The following is an 18,546-nucleotide window of genomic DNA, read 5'->3' as shown; positions in this document are numbered from 1 at the left end:
ATCACACCAGGCGGTTCGTCCCGTCAGCCTCATCAGGTCACGCGATCTGCTCGACGAACTCGGCCAACTGCCCCAAGTTGCGGCACTCCACCATCTGGTCGCAGACAGCTGCGTAGTCGCGGGCGATCGAGTCGCCCGAGTCCCACTGCAGCGCGGGCTCGGGATTCAGCCAGAACGTGCGCTTGGCCTTGGTCGCGATCTCCTTCAGCGCCCAGACGTTCGCGGCCCGATAGTTGTTCCGCGCGTCGCCCAGGACGAGCACGGTCGAGCGGGCCGTCACCGCGGTCGCGTACCGCTGGGCGAAGACCTCGAAGGCGTGACCGTAGTCCGAGTGGCCGTCCAGCCAGACGAGGTCCGCCTCATCGGTCATCCGAGCCATCCCCCGACCGAAGTCGCCGTCCTCGAACAGATGTGTGACCTCGTCGACGGTGTCGATGAAGGCGAACGACCGCACCTTGCTGAACTGGCCCTGCAGGGCGTGGGTGAACATGAGGGTGAACTTGGCGAACGCCGCCACCGACCCCGACACGTCACAGATCAGGATCAGCTCGGGACGGTGGATCTTCCTGGACTTGAACGCCGGGTCGATGGGCACGCCGCCGGTGCCCAGCGACCTCCGCAACGTCCGGCGGATGTCGAACGTCCCGTCCCTCGCCCGCTTGCGCTTGACGGCCAGCCGCGTCGCGAGCTTCCGGGCCAGGGGCCGTACGGCACGGCGCATGTGGGCCTGCTCGTCGGCGGTGATGGAGAAGAAGTCGACGTCCTCGGGCAGGGGGCGAACCGCGCGTCTGGCGATGGCCTCGGCGCCGCGGGACTCGACCTGGCGACGGCGGATCTCTGCATCGATCTCTTCCCGGAAGCGGCGCAGGCGGGCTTCGAACTCGTCCGCCGCCAGCCGCGAAACCAGGTCGTCCTGATCCTCGATCCCCGCTTCCTGCAGGAGCCGACGGAGCAACCCGCGCAGGTTGAAGTGCCGATAGACCCGGTAGGCGAAGTAGGAGTTGGACCCGTCGGCGTTCTCCACCCGCCCGAACTGGCCAACGGCCTCCTGGGCCATGCGGCGAAGAGCGGCGTCATCACCCTCCATGAGCTGGGCGATCAGATCAGAGAGGAACGCCATCGGCTCCAGCGGCGGCCCGTCCGGGGCCCCGGGGGTGCCGGCGGGGGCCTCCTCCTCCCCCGGCAACGCGTGCGTCCGCGGGAAGTAGATGTCGAAGAGCGTGTCGAAGGCCACCCGGTGGCTGGGTGCCGAGGTGAGCGTTGCAGCCAGCGCCTCACGGAAGACCTCGCGGTCCAGCAGGTCGATGTGCGTGGTCGCTCGCATGGCGTCCATGCCGTCGCTGATCGCAACCCCGACACCGGCATCGCGCAGCGCGTGGTGGAAGTCGAGCAGCCGCGCCTGCAACCCCTGGAGAGTCGGATCGGGCGGTGTGATCTGCGGCATCGGGTCAGTGTGGTGCTAGTTCAGTGAGGGGTCCGGCGGGACGTCGAGGTGCTTGATCGCCTTGTCCAGGTCGGCCTGGTACTTCAGCACGACGTTCAGCGTCGATATGGCCACCTCGCTGTTCAGGGAGTCATAGCCCAGGGCCATGAGCGTGCGGGCCCAGTCCAGGCTCTCTGAGATGGACGGGCTCTTCTTCAGCTCGAGGTTCCGCAGGCTGCGGACCACGCGGACGAGCTGGTCGGCCAGTGCCTCCGGCACCTCCGGGACCTTGGCCATGACGATGGCCTTCTCGCGCTCGACCTCCGGGTAGTCGATGTGGAGGAAGAGGCAGCGGCGCTTGAGGGCCTCGGACAGCTCCCGGGTCGAGTTCGACGTCAGGACCACATAGGGCTGGTGGACCGCCGCCACGGTGCCCAACTCGGGGATGGTGACCTGGAAGTCGGAGAGGATCTCGAGCAGCAGGGCCTCGAACTCGAAGTCGACCTTGTCGATCTCGTCGATCAGCAGGACGGTTGGCGTGTCCACGCTGATGGCCTCCAGCAGCGGGCGGGTCAGCAGGAACTCGCGGCTGAAGATGTCCTCGTGGGTCTGCTCCCAGACCCGATCGCTGCCCTGCGCTGCCTGGATGCGGAGCAGCTGCTTGGAGTAGTTCCACTCATACAGCGCCTTCGCCTCGTCCAGACCTTCGTAGCACTGCAGTCGAACCAGCCGGGCGTTCTTGGCTGCGGCGACGGCCTTGGCCAACTCGGTCTTGCCAACTCCGGCGGGCCCCTCGACCAGCACCGGCTTGGCCAGCCGGTCCGCGAGATAGGTGGTGGTCGCGATCGAGGTCGACGGGAGGTAGCCGACGGCTTCGAGGCGGGCCTCGGTGTCAGGCAGGCCCGTGAACTCCCCGGAGTGGTTGTCGGATGACACAGGAGGCCTTTGACTGGGGGCCGGATCGGCCGGCACGAACATGACCCGGGTCAGTTTAGGTCGGGGGTGTGTTGCTCACATGGGCGGCGGTCTCCAGCCGCGGCCAGCAGCAGGCGCCAGAGGGTGGTCACCGGCCGACCTACAGTGGCGGTGATGAGCGATTTCTCCGACGCACTGCAGCAGCGTCTCTCCCGCAATCAGAAACTGGCCGCCGAACGGGAGCAGGCCGAAGCCGAGATGGACCGCGTCCGTGAGGAGGAGGCCCAGCGAGACGCCGCGCTCGACCAGGCCAAGCGCGATCGGCACGCCGAACTGTCTGCCCACCTGCAGGTCGTGGCCGAGCAGCTCAAGGCCAGCAAGCCGGACAGCTTCATCGTCCGAACGGGCTGGTCGGCGTCGGGCGAGGAGTACCTGGCACGGATGAAGACCCGTCAGATGTCGCCGAAGCGGGAGTTGTACGTCGAGGTCGACCGGGACGACGACGAGGTGCTGGCCCGCTGGACCTCTGACATCGGCACGGCCATCGAGGTGTGGCGGCTGCTGGAGGTCACCCCGGAGATGATCACCCAGATGGTGCTGCAGGTGGCCGACGACGGGGCGTGGTCCGGGCGTCGTCCGCCTCGCTTCCCGGGAGCTGACGAACCCGAGGAGTAGCGGCGGTCCACGTCGGCGGCTGGTCGACGAGTGGGTGGACTTCGCGCGCCTCAGCGGGGGGAAGCCCACCCACCATGGCGCGCTGAGGACGGGTGGGTGGAGTTTGCGCGCCTCAGCGGGGGGAAGCCCACCCACCATGTCAGAGCCAGCACGAACTAGGCCGTCGGCGTGTCCCTCCGGCGGCGGCCGAGCAGGACGCCGAGCAGGATGACATCGGCACCCAGCACGATCCCGGCGACCGTTGCCGCGGTCCGGACGCTCATGCCGCCACTGCCCTCGCCAATCCGGAGATCGGCGTTGCCCGCGAGAGGCTCAGCCGCATCGGCTGGTGTTGGGCCGGAGGTCGGCTCGGTCTCGGCTGTCGTGGCTGGGCTGGCCGTCGGTGTCGTGACCGTCGCGATATCGGGGGGCGCCTCCGTCACGACCGACGTCGGCTCGGGCACCGGCGTGGCCTGTGGCACGGCGGGTACCTCTTGGACGACCTCCAGGCCCACGTCAGGTGCGGTGGAGGATCCGGTCGGCTCGGGCCGCGGGGAGGCAGCCACGGCGACGTCTGGCGTGGCCACTCCGGTTGAGGCTGGCGCAGGCGCCACCGGCGCAGCGACCTCGAACGCCTGGACGGCGGCGGCCAGATCGATCCGACCCAAGCCGATCCCGATGTCGACGGCGTTGTCCACCAACAGCTGGCGGGTGGTCACCGAGTCGGCACCCGCACCCATCAACACCGCGGCACCGCCCGCCACGATGGGGGTGGCGAACGAGGTGCCGTCACCGCGGGCGTAGCGGCCGTCCTCCCAGGTGGAGTAGATGTCGACGCCCGGTGCGAAGATCGTTCGGTCGTCGACGTTGGAGTCGATCCAGACACGATCGTCGGCTCCGGTCGTCGCACCGACCACGAGCACGGGCGAGTCCGAGGCGTAGGGCGTTGACGACCGCCCGGCGTTCCCGGCAGCTGCCACGACCAGGATGCCGGCGGCGTCGGCCTCGGAGATGGCCTGGCGCACCTCGGCGTTCTGGACCAGGCTGAGGCCGATCAGCCCCTCCTGCTGGACCTCTGCCAGCGAGAGGTTGATGATCTCGACCTCCTGGGTTATGGCGTAGCGGATGCCGTCGGCCACGATCTGGCTGTCACCGCGACCCTCGGCGTCGAGGACCCGGATCGGCATGATGCTGGCCTCCGGCGCAACACCCGCCGTCCCCTGACCGTTGTCGGCGTTGGCGGCGACGATGCCCGCCACGATGGTCCCATGGCCCTGTGGGTCATCCGGTTCGGTTCCGGGATCGACCAGGTCGACACCCGGCACCAGGCGGCCGTCCAAGTCGGGATGCTCCAGGTCGACGCCGGTGTCGAGCACAGCGACCACGGCGCCAGCGCCCTGCTGGTTGTTCCACGCGTCGAAGGCACGGATGACCTCCAGGTGGGCCTGCTGCTCGACGAGGGGGTCGTTGGGTACGGCCGCGATGAGCAACAGGCCAGCGAACGCGGCGGCGAAACCCCGTCGGGGGACACTCCCCCGCCGTCTCGGCTGCCTGGCGGAACGCACGCGTCCCAGGATCGCAGGGCCGGACTCCTGGCGCCGTGGCCGGCCGGCCGCGAAGCGGAGTTGCTGTGTCGCTTCCCGGGTGGTGCGGCACGTGTTCCGACCCCGCCCAGGGGCCCGTCAGACCGTGACGACGAGGTGGTCGCGGTGCACGAGAGGCTTCGCCGAGGCCGCTCCCAGCGCCTCGCGCACCGCACCGCTGGAGCGTCCCACGACCGCGGCGACATCGTCGGCGTCGAAGGCCGTGACACCCCTGGCGACCGCCACGCCGTCGGGGCCGACGAGATCGACCGCGTCTCCCCGGGCGAACGCACCATCGCAGCCGGTCACCCCGATGGCGAGCAGCGACGCCCCGCCCCGGCGAATTGCGGTCACAGCGCCGGCATCGAGGTGGAGGCGACCGGTCGGCCGGTGGGCGAACACCTCCCAGAGCCGACGCGACTCCGGCCGCTTGTCCGCCGGAGGGAACCAGGTACCGACCTGCTCACCGGAGAGCACCTGGGTGACCACGTCGGGCCGGTGGGCCCGGGCGATCACGCAGTTCGCAGCTGAGAACGTGGCGATCCGGGCCGCCTCCAGCTTGCTGGCCATCCCACCGGTCCCGACGCCACTGGTCGAGGCCCCGTAGTGCCGCTCGTCCAGGTCGTGCAGCGCATCGACCCGGTCCAGAACGGGCGCTCCCGACGACGGTGACCCGTCATGGAGTCCGTCCACGTCGCTGAGCAGCAGGAGCAAGCCGGCCCCCAGCATGGACGCGACCAGCGCCGCCAAGCGATCGTTGTCCCCGAAGCGCAACTCATCCGTGACGACGGTGTCGTTCTCGTTCACGACGGGCACGGCCCCGTAGGCCAGCAACTCGGTGAAGGTCGTACGAGCATTGAGGTAGCGCTGCCGGTCGATGACATCGTCAGGCGTCAGCAGCACCTGGCCGCACGCGAGAGACCTGGTGTCGAAGGCTGCCGTGTAGGCCTGGATCAACGCCCCCTGCCCGACACTCGCTGCCGCCTGCTGGCGACCGAGATCCGTCGGCCGTGCCGCCAGACCCAGCGGACGGAGCCCCGCAGCAACAGCGCCGGAGGAGACCAGGACGACCTGCACACCCGCCTCGATGATGTCGGCGATCTGATCGCAGAGAGTGCTGATCAGCCCACCGTCCAGCCCCCCGTCGGCAGCCGTCAACGAGGAGGACCCGACCTTGATGACCACCCGGTCGGGTCGGGGGAAGCGCGTGGCGGCCACCGGCTCCTGAGCGGGCGAGGTCACTCCACCTCCTCGGTCCACTCGTGTGGCCCCGCGGCTTCGACGGGCAGGTCGAGCTCGTCGTCGTAGAAGCCCGAGTCGGGGTCGTCCCACTCCTCCGGCTTGAACACGAAGACGCTGCCGCCGATCTCGACATCGTCACCTGGTTGGGCGCCGGCCTCGGCCAGCGCCGCCTCGACACCGGCACGTGACAGCCGTCCTTGGAGATAGCTGACGGCATCATCGTTGCTGAGGTCGAGCTGGTGGATCCACCGTTCGAGGCGGTCGCCGTGCACTCGCCAGCCGTACTCGCCGCCCCCGAGGCCGACCTTCTCGACGTGGAAGTCGCGCTGGTCGCTCTGTTGGCGTGGCCGGAGCACCGGACGCGCCGTCGGCTCCGGGTGGCCGGGGTCTGCTCGTTCACTCCGCGCCTGCTTGACCAGGTCGGCCAGCCGCCACTTGAGCGTGTCGACTCCCGCACCCGTCACGGCCGAGCCGGCGAGGACCTCCCACCCGTCAGCCTCCAGCTCGGGTCGGATGAGCTCGGCCATGTCGGGATCGGCATCGGCCTTGTTCAGCCAGACCAGGGCAGGCCGGTCGATGAGCTCGGGCATGTAGGTCCGCAGCTCGGCCAGCGTCACCTGCAGGTCCTCTGCCGGGTTCCGCTGCTCGTAGCGGCGGTGGCTACCGGCCTCGGCGGCGTAGCCGGAGGCGCAGTCGAGGACGTGCACCAGCGCGCCGGCCCGCTCAACGTGGCGCAGGAACTCGTGGCCCAGACCCTTGCCATCCGCGGCTCCCTCGATCAGACCGGGCACGTCTGCGACGACGAAGTCGGTGTCCCCGGCCGTGACCACGCCGAGGTTCGGCGTGAGCGTGGTGAACGGGTAGTCCGCGATCTTGGGACGGGCCGCGGACAGCCGGGCGATCAGCGAAGACTTGCCTCCGTTCGGGAAGCCGACCAGGGCCACGTCGGCCATCAGCTTGAGTTCGAGGGTGATCCAGACCTCCTCACCCTTCGCGCCGTACTCGTGGAAGGCCGGCGCGCGGCGTTCCCGCGTGCGGAAGGCGGCGTTGCCCCGACCCCCACGCCCGCCGGCGGCGACGATCACCTCCTGTCCGTCACGGACGAGGTCGGCCAGGACCTCCTCGGTGTCGGCCTCCGTGACGACGGTGCCGACCGGCACGAGCACGATCTCGTCTTCGCCCTTCGCGCCATGCCGCAGGTCCCCGGAGCCGTTGGTGCCACTCTCGGCCGTTCGGTGCGGCCGGTAGTGCAGGTCGATGAGGGTCGCGAGCTGGGCATCGGCCCGGACGATGACGTCGCCTCCGTCTCCGCCACCACCGCCCTCCGGTGGCCCCTTGGGCTCATACGGCTGCCGGCGGAACGACGTGACCCCATCGCCGCCGTTGCCGCCGCGCGCGTTGATCTTGACGAGGTCGGTGAACATGACCGGGCCACAGTAGTGGTTCGGTTGGGGCAGGAGGTGGCCAGGCCCTGGTGGAGAACTGGAATGGTCCTCCACCAGGGTCAGTCGGCGAGCGCGGCGGCTAGCTGGTCGCTGACGCCGGTAGAACCGTGTCAGCCAACGTCTCCCGTGCCTCCTTGTCCAGCGTTCCGGCAACCCGGTGTGCCGGAGTGGCCACGCTACGCAATCGATGGCGCCCGGCGCCAGTGGACGGCCGGCCAGTTCGCCGCCGACTCGGCAACCCTGGGGGCGACATCGCCGGTATCGTCGCCTCATGACTTCGGGAGGACCGCCGCCTCGACCGTCCCTACCTCTGCTGCTGACGATGCTGGTCGCAGCGCTGCTCGCCGCCTGCTCCGGTGGCGATACCGAGCCGACGGAGGAGGAGGCGACCCCCACGGTCGCGGAGGCCACGACGACCGAGGCAGACGTCGCGACCTCATCGCCCGACGCCGACCCGACGGCGTCCGACGATGACGCGGCAACTGACACTCCGACCGACACCGCCGTCGACGAGGCGGGCGAAAACACGACAGACCTGCTCGACGAGCGGTTCGAATTCGCACTCGGGCTGCTCAACGGTGCGCCGATCGACGCCGCTACCTATGAGGAGGTGTTCGCCGAGCAATTCCGCACGCAGGTGCCGTTCGACCAGTTCCTGCCCGTCCTGGACCAGTTGGCCGCGATCGCCCCCTATGCGCTGGGCGAGGAGTTGGAGCGGACCAGCACCGACCTGGTCCAGGAGATCATCGGGACCGACGGGATGTCGTTGATCCTCTCCCTCAGCCTGGATCAGGACGGCCAGATCGTCGGTCTCCTGGCCTCCCCCGGCGAGCCGCCCGAGCTCGACCCACCCGTTGAGTCCCTGACCGACGCAGTCAGCCGACTGGAAGCGCTCGGAGCGGTGAACCTTGCCGCGGCGACCGTGACCGACGGCGCGTGCGCGGTCGACCTGGGCGTGGACGCAGACACCCCAGCGCCGATCGGATCAGCCTTCAAGCTCTACGTGCTCGGCGCGGTGGTGGATGCCATCGAAGCCGGCGACCTGGCCTGGTCCGACCAGCTCACGGTCACCGACGAGATCCGGAGCCTGCCGAGCGGTCAGCTGCAGGACGCGCCGGCTGGCGAGCAGGTCAGCGTCGCGGAGGCGGCCACCCTGATGATCTCGATCAGCGACAACACCGCCACGGATCTCCTCATGGACACCGTGGGGAGGGAGGCCGTCGAGGCAGCCCAGTCGGGCTGGGGCCATTCTTCGCCGGAGCTGAACCTGCCGTTCCCGACCACCAGGGAGCTGTTCCAGCTGAAGGCCGCCGACCCAGCGGTCCTTGACGCCTGGGAGGCAGGCGACGAGGCGGCCCGCCGGGCCATCCTGGATGACCTGGCAGGCACGGCGTTGCCGGGCCTTGACCTGTTCGCCGATGGGCCGATCCGCCCGGACACCGTGGAGTGGTTCGCGTCACCAGCCGATCTGTGCCGGGTGCTCGCCGCGCTGCACCAGCGGATCGGCCAGGAGGGCATGGAGCCGCTGGCCGAGGCACTCACGACCAACCCGGGTGTTCCGGACAGCGAAGGACGGTGGTCCCAGATCCTGTTCAAGGGCGGCTCCGAGCCGGGTCTGGTGACCACCGCCTTCCTCGTCGAGGACGCCGACGGTGGGGTGTACGTGTTTGCCGGCTCCGTCGTGGACCCGGACACGGAGATCGACACCGCCCAGGCCGTCTTGCTGATGGCGGCGGCGCGCGACCTGCTGCCGGCAAGCTGACGCGTCGTGGGCGGCGAGAGTGACACCAGCGCGGCAGCCAGCGGCCCGCTGGTCGCCGTCCAGCCGGACGACGTCCGGTCCTACCTGATCGACGTCGTCGGTGACAGCGGCGCAGTCGTCGTCCCACCCGAGGACGCCGAGGTGCTGATCTGGACGGACCCGACCGACCCTGCCCCGCTGGCCGAGCTGCTGGAGCGCTGCCCGCAGATCACCACCGTCCAGCTGCTCTGGGCCGGCGTCGAGGCCTTCGCCGAGGCCGGGCTCTTCGATGACGGTCGGACCTGGGCCTGCGGCAAGGGGATCTACGCCGACCCCGTCGCCGAACACGCGTTGGCGTTGTTGCTGGCCGGCCTGCGCGACCTGCCGGCCCGGGCAGCGGCGAGGTCGTGGGGGCCGCAGTGGGGCACGTCGCTGATGGGTGGCAATGTCACGATCCTCGGTGGCGGCGGGATCGCCACGTCGCTCATCCGCATGCTGATGCCCTTCGAGGCCCAGATCACCGTGGTGCGTCGGGACCCCTCCCCCATGGATGGCGTGGCCCGGGTCCTTGCAGCCGACCACACCACGGAGGCGTTGGCCGATGCCGACGCAGTGGTGCTGGCCCTGGCGCTCACGCCAGAGACCAGCGGTGTGATCGACGCCCAGGCGCTGGCTGCGATGCCCGACCACGCCTGGCTCGTCAACGTGGCTCGCGGGGCTCACGTCGTGACCGAGGACCTGGTCGATGCTCTTCGCGCCGATGTGATCGCGGGAGCGGCGCTCGACGTCACCGATCCAGAACCGCTGCCCGACGGCCATCCGCTGTGGGCGCACCCGAACTGCCTGATCACGCCACACGTTGCCAACACCGAGGAGATGGCCAGGCCGTTGGTGACGGCCCGCATCCGGGCGAATCTCCGTCGCTTCGCCGCGGGTGAGTCCCTGCTCGGCCTGGTCGACCCGGCCCTCGGCTACTGAGCCCCTCTGCCCAGACGCGGGTCTGCCTCAGCCATCGAGGGCGGTCTCGAGGAAGCTCGTGGTGACCAACTCGCTCACATCGGATGGTGCCGCGGGGCCCTCGCCCGTCTCGGCCAGCGTGTCCATCTGGGCAGCCAGTTCCTCGACGACCCGGCCGCCCATCCACTCCTCGCTGAGCTGCTCCTCCAGCGTCGGGAAGGAGAACCACTGCTCACCGGCCAGGAAGTCGCCCACGCCCTCCATCCCCGCCGCCTGGGCGATGATCGGGTTGAGCTCCTCGGAGCTGTCGGCCCACATGCGATTGAAGTCCTGGGTGACCCGGAGGAAGGCGGCGACCACTTGCGGACGCTCGTCGGCCACCGTCTCGGGGACGGCCACGATGTCGTAGGTGCCGCCACCACTCGTCTCGACTGCCTCGGAGTAGCTGACCGCAATACCGACCACACGGCTGGCCGGACCGTTCTGGACAGCCTCGGCGAACGAGGCGAGGTCCAGGGAGTAGGCGATGTCGACCTCGCCAGCTGCCAACGCCTCCCCCATCTCTGGCCCGCTGTCCAGGGCAACCCACTCCACGTCGACCCCCACCGCCTGGGCGAAGAAGCCGTCATCTTGGCCGATCTGGATCGGGGTGGGCCACTGCGGGCGGTAGCCGAGACGGATTCCTGCTGCGCTGTCCGGCAGGGCTGCTTCCTCATCGGCTGACCCATCAGCGGAGGCATCCGACGCCGCCTGCTCGGGCGGCTCTGGCTCGTCGCCGCCATCACAGGCCGTCAGCAGCAGCGCGAGGACCATGAGGAGCGCTACCAGCCGCGTCACGGTGACGCCGTCTCCTCAGTCACGGAGTGGGCCGTCCGTCGGCCGTCATGCCGCACGTGCAGCCGGGACGATGGCATCGGCCCACAAGCCGTACCCGACGTCGTTGGGATGGAAGTAGTCCTCGGCGTACTTGCCCTGCCACGGCGGTCCGGTCGTCGCCCACAGGTCGGCGACGAGGATGCCGCGCTGCGGTGCCTGCTGCGTCACGATGTCCCCGGCAATGCGGGCACGTCGTCGACCGAGCCCCTGCGGGAGCGTGGTCATGACCGTTCGTTGGTCCTCGGCGAGGGTTCCCGGCGCCGGCAGGGACCGCACGAGCCGTGAGAAGTGCTCGCGCACGAGCCACGACGGCGTGCGATACATGTCATTGCCACCGACGGCGCAGATCACCAGCTGCACCGGCTGACCCAGCCGGTACAGCCGTGGCAGCTGGGAGTCGAGGACGTCTCGCGCACGTGCCCCGCTGACCGACAGGTTCACCACTCGCCACGGCACCCCATCAGCATCGCGCATCCGCCCCACCACCTGGCCGACCCACCCGTCGAAGGGCGTCGACGCGCCGATGCCCTGGGCCGCAGAGTCCCCGAGCACGACCAGCAGCGGGCCGTCCTTCGCAAGAGCAGCCGCGTTGTGCGCCTCCCACGCCCAGCGGTACTGATCGACCTGACCGCTGGTGATCCCGACGCCCTCGCGCAGTCGCCCCAGCGGATTCACCCGGCCCACGGCTCCCGTGAGCGTGAGCAGGGCGTTCTGGACCGCACACACCAGCGTGTCGAGCACCAGCAACCTCGTCCGGTCAGCCTGCCGAGCCGGCGGCCAGGGCCTGTCGGAGATCCTCCACCAGGTCTTCGCGGGACTCCACCCCCACGCTGAGGCGGATCAGATCGCTCGGCACCTCCAAGGGCGAGCCTGCCACAGACTGGTGGGTCATCGCTCCGGGGTGTTCGACCAGTGACTCGACAGCGCCGAGCGACTCGCCCAGGGTGAAGACCTCGAAGGACGCACAGATCCGACGTGCCGTGTCCTCATCACCCACCCGGAAGCTGATCATGCCGCCGTAGTCGCGCATCTGGCGGGTGGCGATGTCGTGGCCGGGATGCCCCGCCAGGCCCGGGTAGAGCACCGAGGTCACCACGTCGGAGGAGGTCAGCACCTCCACACAGGCCTGGGCGTTGTCACAGTGCCGGTCCATCCGCAGCGCGAGGGTCTTGATGCCCCGCAGCACGAGGTAGACGTCCCACGGGCCGGGCACCGCACCCATGGCGTTCTGATTGAACTTGACGCGTTCGTAGGTCTCCTCGTCGTTGGTGACCATGCCCCCGCCGACGACGTCGGAGTGGCCGCCCAGGTACTTGGTCGTCGAGTGCACCACCACGTCGGCGCCGAGCGTCAGCGGCTGCTGCAGGTAGGACGTCGCGAAGGTGTTGTCGACCACAACCGTGGCGCCTCGCTCGTGCGCGAACTCGGCCAACGCCTGGATGTCGAAGACGTTGAGCAGCGGGTTGGTCGGTGACTCGATCCAGATGACGGCGGTCTCGGGCCGCCACGCCGCTTCGACGGCGGCGAGGTCACCGAGGTCGACCGGGTCGAAGGTCAGACCCCAGGGCTCGTGGACGTGCTTGAACTGCCGGTATGTGCCGCCGTAGACGTCGGGGGCCATGACCACGTGGTCGCCGGGTCGCAGGGTCCGCACGATGGCGTCCTGCGCCGCGGAGCCGCTGGCGAAGGCCAGACCGTACCGGCCCTTCTCGATGGAGGCCAGCGACTCCTCCAACGCATCGCGCGTCGGGTTGGCGGAGCGGGCGTAATCCCACCCGAGGTCCTGCCCGACAGCGGGTTGGGCGAAGGTGGAGGTCTGGAAGACCGGGACGGCGACGGACCCGGTCCGGGGTTCGGGGTCCTGCCCGGCGTGGATGGCGCGGGTGGCGAAGCCGGCGTCCTGCCAGCGCTTCAGGGAACTGCGCGCCGAGTCGGCTGAGAATCCCACCGGCTCGGAAGCCGACGCCTCGCGGGGCGCAGGATGAGCATCGCGCGCCGAGTCGGCTGAGAATCCCGCCGGCTCGGAAGCCGACGCCTCGTCGTGCGCAGCAGCGTCACGGTCCGCCATCAGGTGTCCTTCGATGCCGTCATGAACTCGAGGATGTCGGCGCGCGTCAGGACCCCGACCGGAGACTGGCCCTCGCACACCAGGACGGCTGAGGCCTGCTTGGTCAGTTGGCCCATCGCGTCGTCGACGGTGTCGGAGGTGTCGACCACCGGGAGCGGCTCGTCCATCACGTCGGCCACGGTCTTCTCGAGCACGCCGGGGTCGTTGAACGCGCGGTCCAGCAGCCCCCGCTCGCGGATCGAGCCGATCAGCTTGGCCCGCTCGTCGAAGCGTGACGGGGTCTGCTGACCCTCGTCCGCTGTGGCAACGACCGGCATCTGCGAGACGCCGAAGTCCGACATCGTTCCGATGGCCTCCCGGACCGACTCGTGCGGATGGACGTGCACGATGGTCGGCAGGTCCGTGGCGCTCCGCTTGTGGTCGAGGACCGCAGACAGGCGGGCCGCGCCGCCGGAGCGCAGGAAGCCGTGGTCGCGCATCCAGTCGTCGTTGTAGATCTTGGAGAGGTAGTTGCGGCCGCTGTCGGGGAGCAGCGTGACGATGACAGCGTCCTCCTCGAATCGCTTGGCGACCTGGAGCGCCGCGTACGCCGCGGTGCCGCACGATCCACCGACCAGGATCCCCTCCTCCTTCGTGATCCGGCGCGCCGTCAGGAACGCATCACGGTCGCTGACGGTGATGTACTCATCGACCAGGTCGGGGTCGAAGGTGCCGGGCCAGAAGTCCTCGCCCACGCCCTCGGTGAGGTAGCTGTGCACCTCCGCGGAGTTGTAGATCGACCCTTCTGGGTCGGCGCCGACGACCAGGATGTCGGGGTTGCGCTCCTTCAGGTACCGGGCCGTTCCGGTGATCGTCCCGCCCGTCCCGACGCCAGCCACGAAGACGTCGATGGTGCCGTCGGTCTGCTGCCAGATCTCCGGGCCGGTGCTCTCGTAGTGGGCCTGGGGGTTGGCCTGGTTCCAGTACTGGCCGGGCTTGAAGGCCCCAGGGGTCTCCTCGACGAGTCGGTCGGAGGTCTTGTAGTAGGACCGGGGATCCTCCGGGTCGACGTCGGTGGGGCAGACCACGACCTCGGCTCCATAGGCGCGCAGCAGGTTGATCTTCTCCGCCGACATCTTGTCCGGCATGACGAAGATGCACTTGTAGCCCCGCTGGGAGGCCGCGATCGCCAGCCCGGCACCGGTGTTCCCGCTGGTCGGCTCGACGATGGTGCCGCCGGGTTGGAGTTCCCCGGACGCCTCCGCCGCCTCGATCATGGCCATGCCGATGCGGTCCTTCACCGACCCGCCGGGGTTGAGGTACTCGACCTTCGCGAGGATTGTTGGCTTCACGTCGCGGGAGAAGGCCCGCATGCGGACCAGGGGCGTGTTGCCCACGACGTCCATGAGTGAGTCGACTACGTCCATGTGGTTGCCTCGCGCGTTCCGTCGGCGGCCTGCGCCTGGCTTGGCACAAACGGGGTCCGGCGACGCCTCGGAGAGTAGACGGGCGGGCGTCGCTTGACCGATTCGACCACCTCGTCGGGGCTCTCGGCCACTACCCTCATCGAGGTATGCGTGCTCCCGCCGACAGCCTGACGTACCGCCCGTTCACGACCGACGAGGCCGACGATGCCCTGGACCTGCTCGGGCTTGTGTTCGGCGAGGAGTTCGACGACGCCGACCGGGCCGCCGAGATGGCGATCCAGGACGTGTCCCGCTCGATCGCGGCCTTCGACAGCGGCCGATTGGTCGGGTGTCTGGGGGACTACGGGTTGGAGCTGTCGGTGCCGGGCGGCACGGTGGCCTGTGCCGGGACGACCTGGGTCGGCGTGTCCCCGACCCATCGCCGACGGGGCATTGCCCGGCGGATGTTGACCGACCAGCTGCTGCAGGCTCGTGACCGCGGCGAGCCACTGGCCGCGCTATGGGCATCGGAGGCGACGATCTACGGCCGCTGGGGCTTCGCGCCGTCCATCGACCTGCAGAAGCTGGTCGTGGACGTGCACGGTGGGTTGGCGTTCAAACGAGGCGCGGCCGGCCCCGCGGACTCGGTTCGTCTGGTCCCGCTCGAGGAGGCGCGGACGGTGATCGAGCCGATCTATGAGGCAACCCGCCGGCGCCGTGCGGGGCTCCACGGCCGGTCGGAGGGCTGGTGGGACTTCCAGGTCCTCTCCACCCGCAAGAGCTGTCTGGCCGGGGCGACGGACAAGGTCGTGGCCGTGGCGACCCGGGACGGCCGGGATGTGGCGTATGCGGCGTACGGGATGACCTGGGTCGACGTCGCCGACCAGCAACGGATGGAGCTCCGCGTCACCGAGCTGGCCGGTGTGGACCCTGCGGCCGAGATCGCGATGTGGCGCTTCCTGGCCGGACACGATCTCCTCCACACGATCCGCGCCCCACGTCGGCCCGTGGACGACTCGCTCCCCCTCGCCGTGGAAGATGTGCGGCGGATCACCCGAACTCGGTCAGATGCGTTGTACGTGCGCGTCCTCGACGTCCGGGCAGCGCTGCTGGCACGCAGCTACGTCGGCTCGGCCAGCGTGACCGTGGCGGTCCACGACGACCTGATCACCGCGAACCGTGGCGTGTGGCGTATTGAGGTCGCGCCGGAGGGTGCGTCGGTCGAGCAGGTGGACGATGACTCCTCGGCCGACATCTCCCTCGACATCCACGACCTGGCTGCAGTGTACATGGGCGACGTCCGTGCCATGGACCTGCTGCGGGCGGGCCTGATCGACGCCACGTCGCCGGAGGCGGTCAGGGACTTCGATGCCGCACTGGCTGCGCCCGAGGCCGGGTGGCCACCGGAGGTCTGGTAGGTGCCACCTCCGGGGCCTGTGGGGTCGTCCCCTGACACATCGCCCCGACACGACGAACGCCGCCCACCCGAGGTGGGCTGGCGGCGTCGGTGCGTGGCGGTGGGTCTACTCGACCGGCAGGACCTCGGCGAACTTGCGCTTGCCGGAGTTGCGGAAGCTGACCTGACCGTCGATCAGCGCGAACAGGGTGTCATCACTGCCCCGACCGACGTTCTCGCCGGGGTGGATCTTGGTCCCTCGCTGTCGGACGATGATCGAGCCGGTGGTGACGACCTCGCCACCGAACCGCTTGACGCCCAGGTACTTGGGGTTGGAGTCGCGGCCGTTGTTGGTTGAGCCGCCGCCCTTCTTGGTTGCCATGGTGTGTTCCTCCTGGAGACGAGTGCGGCGCTAGGCCGAGATGGAGTCGACGCGGATGCGGGTGATCGGCTGACGGTGGCCGGTCTTGCGGCGGTAGCCGGTCTTGTTCCGGTACTTGAAGATCCTGACCTTGTCACCCATGTACTGCCCCACGACGGTGGCCGAGACGGACGCCTTGTCGAGCGCGTCGGCGTTGGTGGTCACCTCGTCGTTGTCGTCGACCAGCATGATCGCGCGCAGATCGACGGAGGAGTCGACCTCGGCGTCGAGCTTCTCGATCTCGAGTTCGTCGCCGACGGCGACCTTGTACTGCTTCCCGCCAGTGGCGATAACGGCGAACATGGGTGGGCCTTTGTGTGGGGAGGGTTACCGGGGTTGATGCGCCGTCTGCCGGCCGGAGGGGTGTGGTGGCGCGTGACGTCAGGCTGCACGACGAGCGCGCCCGGTGGGCACGCGACCTTGCAGGATACCCTCGCCGCTGTGGATGCTCAATCACTGCCTCGGCTGACCGATCAGGCGCGTGTCGCCGTCCTTCTGGCACGCTCGCTCCCCGCTCCCGGACCGGACCGCGCCGCTCGTCCCGCGACCGTGGCCCACCTGGTCGCAGCCCTGGCCGGAGAGCCGGAGGGGATCGCCGGCATCCGGCTGCGGCAGCAGTCCGGAGAGGTTGCCGCCAGGGTGGCGTCCCATCCCTTCGTCGCCGCACGGTCGCTCCCGCCGCTCGACACGGTCAACGTGGCCCTTCCCGTCCAGGATCGACCGGTGTGGACCCTCGAGCTGCTGCACGCTGCCGTGCGCGTCGGCGGTGAGGACCTGGCCCACCTGCTCGGCGAGTGTGGGGTGGCCGTGGCGGCGCTGAGCATGACCGACGCCGAGGAGACGGAGGCGGTCAACCCGTCGTGGATGCCCTGCCCGAGCACGGTTGCCGAGGGCACCGTCGGTCCCGAGACCTATGGTCTGGGCAGCCTGCGGCCCGACGGCTACTCCGCCGAGGCCGACCGGGCCGTGGCGATCACCCGAGCACTGAGCGGTGACAGCCACGACCTGCTCAGGTGGATCGACCCGGACGATGAGACGGCCGCAACGCTGCTGGCGGCCGAGCCGAGTTCGCTGCAGGCGGTGTTGGACCTCCGAGCCGAACGCGGCGGGACGACGGGAACCGACGACCTGGTCGTCGCGATCACCCACCTGTCGATTCGCGCGGCGTTGCGCTGACCGGTCGCAGGAGGGGGGTGTCCTCAGGCGGTCGCTTGAGAAGCCGGTCGGCGGCCCGATCGATGTCGGAACGAGGTGCCGGCCCCGGGCGCCACCAGCCAGAGTCCGGCCGTTCCGAGCAGCACGGGGAGGTGGGACGCCTCCGCCAGGATCACCTGTGTCCCTGCCGTCGCGGTGACCGGTGAGGCGAGTGAACTCGACAGGGTGAGTGCGATGGCCGCGGCCGCACTGACGGGCAGCAACCCCGAGCGGTACCGCTCGGGACGCCAGGCGGCGAGGAGCCAACCGACAGCGAGGGCGATCTGCACGGCGGACAGGTCCAGCCCGAGGTGCATGTCACGAGCCACCGAGGCACCCAAGCCCCACCCAGCCAGACCCGCGAGCGCGACGGCTGAGAGGCTCAGACCCAGTACCCCTGCCACCGCCAGCAGGACCCGTCCGGCTCGGACCTGCTGTCCCGCTGGTTGGGACCGCTGTGCGAACGCAAGGCTGGCGGCACGGGTGACGTCGGGTGGCGCAGCCCCGATCCGTTCGCGGAAGTGCAGCACCTGCTCGTCGAGCGTGGGCTGGTCGGTGTGTCTACCCATGGGAGACCTCGGGTCGTCGGAGCGTGGCTGTGGGAGCGACCGGGTCCTGGTCGCGGCGTGGTTCCGCCTCGTCGGTGGCGGCCAGTGCCGTGACCAGGTCGCGTCGGGCCCGCGACACCCGGGAGCGGATCGTGCCGACGGGGACGTCGGCGACACCCGCGGCTTCTTCGTAGCTCAGGCCCACGAGTTGCGTGAGCACGAACGCCTGCCGCCGGTCCTCGGGGAGTTCAGCGACCAGTTGCTCGATCAGAACCGCCTCGGTGTCGGCGCCGGTCACCGCGTCGGGGGCGGGGGCAAGGGCCTGACGGTCATTGCGACGGTCGTCACGACGGAGCATGTCGATCACCGCACGGCGGGCGATGATCAACAGCCACACCCGGACGGGGGCGTCGCCGCGGAATCGGCGGATGCTCGAGGTGGCGCGCAGGAACGTGTCCTGGGTCGCGTCGAAGGCGCGCTCGCGGTCGCGCAGGATGGCGTTGCAGTAGCGCCACACGTCGTCGGCGTGCGCGCGGCAGACGTCGTCGAACGCACGGCTGTCACCAGCGGCGGCGCGGGCTGCTGCGAGTTGAATCTCATCGTCATCCGAACGACGGGACACGGACGTTGGGATCACCTCAGGAGTCGTGACGGACAGCGCTCGAGTTCCCACCTTATGGCAGGGGTGATTCGGCGCG

Annotated in this window: 18 protein-coding genes; 5 read left to right on the top strand and 13 right to left on the bottom strand. The window is 69.6% G+C overall.

The window, feature by feature from the left end; translation table 11 throughout:
* Positions 1 to 37: 37 nt before the first annotated feature.
* The gene (locus C1746_RS11575) at positions 38 to 1,444 is read right to left on the bottom strand and encodes a vWA domain-containing protein (protein ID WP_116714725.1); all 1,407 of its coding nucleotides are present in this window, start codon (positions 1,442 to 1,444) and stop codon (positions 38 to 40) included.
* 15 nt (positions 1,445 to 1,459) lie between these two features.
* Positions 1,460 to 2,401 (bottom strand): AAA family ATPase, encoded by a 942-nt coding sequence (locus C1746_RS11570; protein ID WP_116714724.1) that lies wholly within the window; start codon positions 2,399 to 2,401, stop codon positions 1,460 to 1,462.
* A 111-nt stretch (positions 2,402 to 2,512) separates the two neighbouring features.
* On the opposite strand from C1746_RS11570, the gene C1746_RS11565 reads away from it, so the two are divergent.
* Positions 2,513 to 3,013 carry a hypothetical protein gene (locus C1746_RS11565; protein WP_162867657.1) on the top strand — a complete coding sequence of 167 codons (501 nt, stop codon included), beginning with the start codon at positions 2,513 to 2,515 and terminating at the stop codon, positions 3,011 to 3,013.
* Between the two features lie 155 nt (positions 3,014 to 3,168).
* Here the strand turns inward: C1746_RS11565 and C1746_RS11560 are convergent, their stop codons facing one another.
* The 3 genes from C1746_RS11560 to obgE all read right to left on the bottom strand — a co-directional run bounded on the left by C1746_RS11560 (position 3,169) and on the right by obgE (position 7,241).
* Positions 3,169 to 4,557, bottom strand: a complete 1,389-nt coding sequence (locus C1746_RS11560; protein ID WP_162867656.1) for a S8 family serine peptidase — start codon at positions 4,555 to 4,557, stop codon at positions 3,169 to 3,171.
* Between the two features lie 117 nt (positions 4,558 to 4,674).
* Positions 4,675 to 5,817 (bottom strand): glutamate 5-kinase, encoded by a 1,143-nt coding sequence (gene proB, locus C1746_RS11555; protein ID WP_240598894.1) that lies wholly within the window; start codon positions 5,815 to 5,817, stop codon positions 4,675 to 4,677.
* On the bottom strand, positions 5,814 to 7,241 hold the full coding sequence (obgE, locus tag C1746_RS11550; protein ID WP_116714721.1) for a GTPase ObgE: 1,428 nt from the start codon (positions 7,239 to 7,241) through the stop codon (positions 5,814 to 5,816). The genes proB and obgE overlap by 4 nt, the downstream gene beginning before the upstream one ends.
* A gap of 292 nt (positions 7,242 to 7,533) precedes the next feature.
* On the opposite strand from obgE, the gene C1746_RS11545 reads away from it, so the two are divergent.
* Together C1746_RS11545 and C1746_RS11540 are read left to right on the top strand one after the other, a co-directional pair.
* Positions 7,534 to 9,024, top strand: a complete 1,491-nt coding sequence (locus tag C1746_RS11545; protein WP_162867655.1) for a serine hydrolase — start codon at positions 7,534 to 7,536, stop codon at positions 9,022 to 9,024.
* A gap of 6 nt (positions 9,025 to 9,030) precedes the next feature.
* Positions 9,031 to 9,981 carry a D-isomer specific 2-hydroxyacid dehydrogenase family protein gene (locus tag C1746_RS11540; RefSeq protein ID WP_205711818.1) on the top strand — a complete coding sequence of 317 codons (951 nt, stop codon included), beginning with the start codon at positions 9,031 to 9,033 and terminating at the stop codon, positions 9,979 to 9,981.
* Between the two features lie 27 nt (positions 9,982 to 10,008).
* On the opposite strand, the gene C1746_RS11535 is transcribed toward C1746_RS11540, so the two are convergent.
* From C1746_RS11535 to C1746_RS11520, 4 genes are read right to left on the bottom strand one after another with little or no spacing between them, the layout of a single operon-like run.
* On the bottom strand, positions 10,009 to 10,797 hold the full coding sequence (locus C1746_RS11535) for an ABC transporter substrate-binding protein (protein ID WP_162867654.1): 789 nt from the start codon (positions 10,795 to 10,797) through the stop codon (positions 10,009 to 10,011).
* 45 nt (positions 10,798 to 10,842) lie between these two features.
* Positions 10,843 to 11,577 (bottom strand): SGNH/GDSL hydrolase family protein, encoded by a 735-nt coding sequence (locus C1746_RS11530; RefSeq protein WP_162867653.1) that lies wholly within the window; start codon positions 11,575 to 11,577, stop codon positions 10,843 to 10,845.
* Between the two features lie 16 nt (positions 11,578 to 11,593).
* Entirely contained in the window at positions 11,594 to 12,904 is a 1,311-nt protein-coding gene (locus C1746_RS11525) for a cystathionine gamma-synthase (protein ID WP_116714717.1), read from the bottom strand.
* Entirely contained in the window at positions 12,904 to 14,310 is a 1,407-nt protein-coding gene (locus C1746_RS11520; RefSeq protein ID WP_116714716.1) for a cystathionine beta-synthase, read from the bottom strand. Before C1746_RS11520 ends, C1746_RS11525 begins: the two co-directional genes overlap by 1 nt.
* 146 nt (positions 14,311 to 14,456) lie before the next feature.
* Between C1746_RS11520 and C1746_RS11515 the strand changes: the two genes are divergently transcribed.
* Positions 14,457 to 15,707, top strand: coding sequence for a GNAT family N-acetyltransferase (locus C1746_RS11515; protein ID WP_116714715.1), 1,251 nt, complete (start codon positions 14,457 to 14,459; stop codon positions 15,705 to 15,707).
* A gap of 105 nt (positions 15,708 to 15,812) precedes the next feature.
* Here C1746_RS11515 and rpmA read toward each other — a convergent pair whose 3' ends face one another.
* Positions 15,813 to 16,067, bottom strand: coding sequence for a 50S ribosomal protein L27 (rpmA, locus tag C1746_RS11510; RefSeq protein ID WP_116714714.1), 255 nt, complete (start codon positions 16,065 to 16,067; stop codon positions 15,813 to 15,815).
* A 30-nt stretch (positions 16,068 to 16,097) separates the two neighbouring features.
* The gene (rplU, locus tag C1746_RS11505) at positions 16,098 to 16,409 is read right to left on the bottom strand and encodes a 50S ribosomal protein L21 (protein WP_116714713.1); all 312 of its coding nucleotides are present in this window, start codon (positions 16,407 to 16,409) and stop codon (positions 16,098 to 16,100) included.
* Positions 16,410 to 16,547: 138 nt separating this feature from the next.
* Between rplU and C1746_RS11500 the strand changes: the two genes are divergently transcribed.
* The gene (locus C1746_RS11500) at positions 16,548 to 17,282 is read left to right on the top strand and encodes a hypothetical protein (protein ID WP_116714712.1); all 735 of its coding nucleotides are present in this window, start codon (positions 16,548 to 16,550) and stop codon (positions 17,280 to 17,282) included.
* Positions 17,283 to 17,305: 23 nt separating this feature from the next.
* Here the strand turns inward: C1746_RS11500 and C1746_RS11495 are convergent, their stop codons facing one another.
* Together C1746_RS11495 and C1746_RS11490 are read right to left on the bottom strand one after the other, a co-directional pair.
* Positions 17,306 to 17,869 (bottom strand): hypothetical protein, encoded by a 564-nt coding sequence (locus C1746_RS11495; RefSeq protein ID WP_116714711.1) that lies wholly within the window; start codon positions 17,867 to 17,869, stop codon positions 17,306 to 17,308.
* Positions 17,862 to 18,470, bottom strand: a complete 609-nt coding sequence (locus C1746_RS11490) for an RNA polymerase sigma factor (RefSeq protein WP_116715685.1) — start codon at positions 18,468 to 18,470, stop codon at positions 17,862 to 17,864. Before C1746_RS11490 ends, C1746_RS11495 begins: the two co-directional genes overlap by 8 nt.
* Positions 18,471 to 18,546 lie beyond the last annotated feature (76 nt).

Origin of the sequence: Euzebya tangerina, assembly GCF_003074135.1 — a bacterium.
Lineage (GTDB): Bacteria > Actinomycetota > Nitriliruptoria > Euzebyales > Euzebyaceae > Euzebya > Euzebya tangerina.
Note: the sequence above shows the minus strand (reverse complement) of the source record. Positions and strands in the feature narration are given on the sequence as shown.

What these genes read in the sequence shown, in the direction of transcription:
- C1746_RS11525 (WP_116714717.1), bottom strand. Translation starts at nt 12,904, where the DNA reads ATGGCGGACCGTGACGCTGCTGCGCACGACGAGGCGTCGGCTTCCGAG.
- C1746_RS11570 (WP_116714724.1), bottom strand. Translation starts at nt 2,401, where the DNA reads ATGTTCGTGCCGGCCGATCCGGCCCCCAGTCAAAGGCCTCCTGTGTCA.
- C1746_RS11565 (WP_162867657.1), top strand. Translation starts at nt 2,513, where the DNA reads ATGAGCGATTTCTCCGACGCACTGCAGCAGCGTCTCTCCCGCAATCAG.
- C1746_RS11495 (WP_116714711.1), bottom strand. Translation starts at nt 17,869, where the DNA reads ATGGGTAGACACACCGACCAGCCCACGCTCGACGAGCAGGTGCTGCAC.
- rplU (WP_116714713.1), bottom strand. Translation starts at nt 16,409, where the DNA reads ATGTTCGCCGTTATCGCCACTGGCGGGAAGCAGTACAAGGTCGCCGTC.
- C1746_RS11515 (WP_116714715.1), top strand. Translation starts at nt 14,457, where the DNA reads ATGCGTGCTCCCGCCGACAGCCTGACGTACCGCCCGTTCACGACCGAC.
- C1746_RS11520 (WP_116714716.1), bottom strand. Translation starts at nt 14,310, where the DNA reads ATGGACGTAGTCGACTCACTCATGGACGTCGTGGGCAACACGCCCCTG.
- obgE (WP_116714721.1), bottom strand. Translation starts at nt 7,241, where the DNA reads ATGTTCACCGACCTCGTCAAGATCAACGCGCGCGGCGGCAACGGCGGC.
- C1746_RS11575 (WP_116714725.1), bottom strand. Translation starts at nt 1,444, where the DNA reads ATGCCGCAGATCACACCGCCCGATCCGACTCTCCAGGGGTTGCAGGCG.
- C1746_RS11545 (WP_162867655.1), top strand. Translation starts at nt 7,534, where the DNA reads ATGACTTCGGGAGGACCGCCGCCTCGACCGTCCCTACCTCTGCTGCTG.
- rpmA (WP_116714714.1), bottom strand. Translation starts at nt 16,067, where the DNA reads ATGGCAACCAAGAAGGGCGGCGGCTCAACCAACAACGGCCGCGACTCC.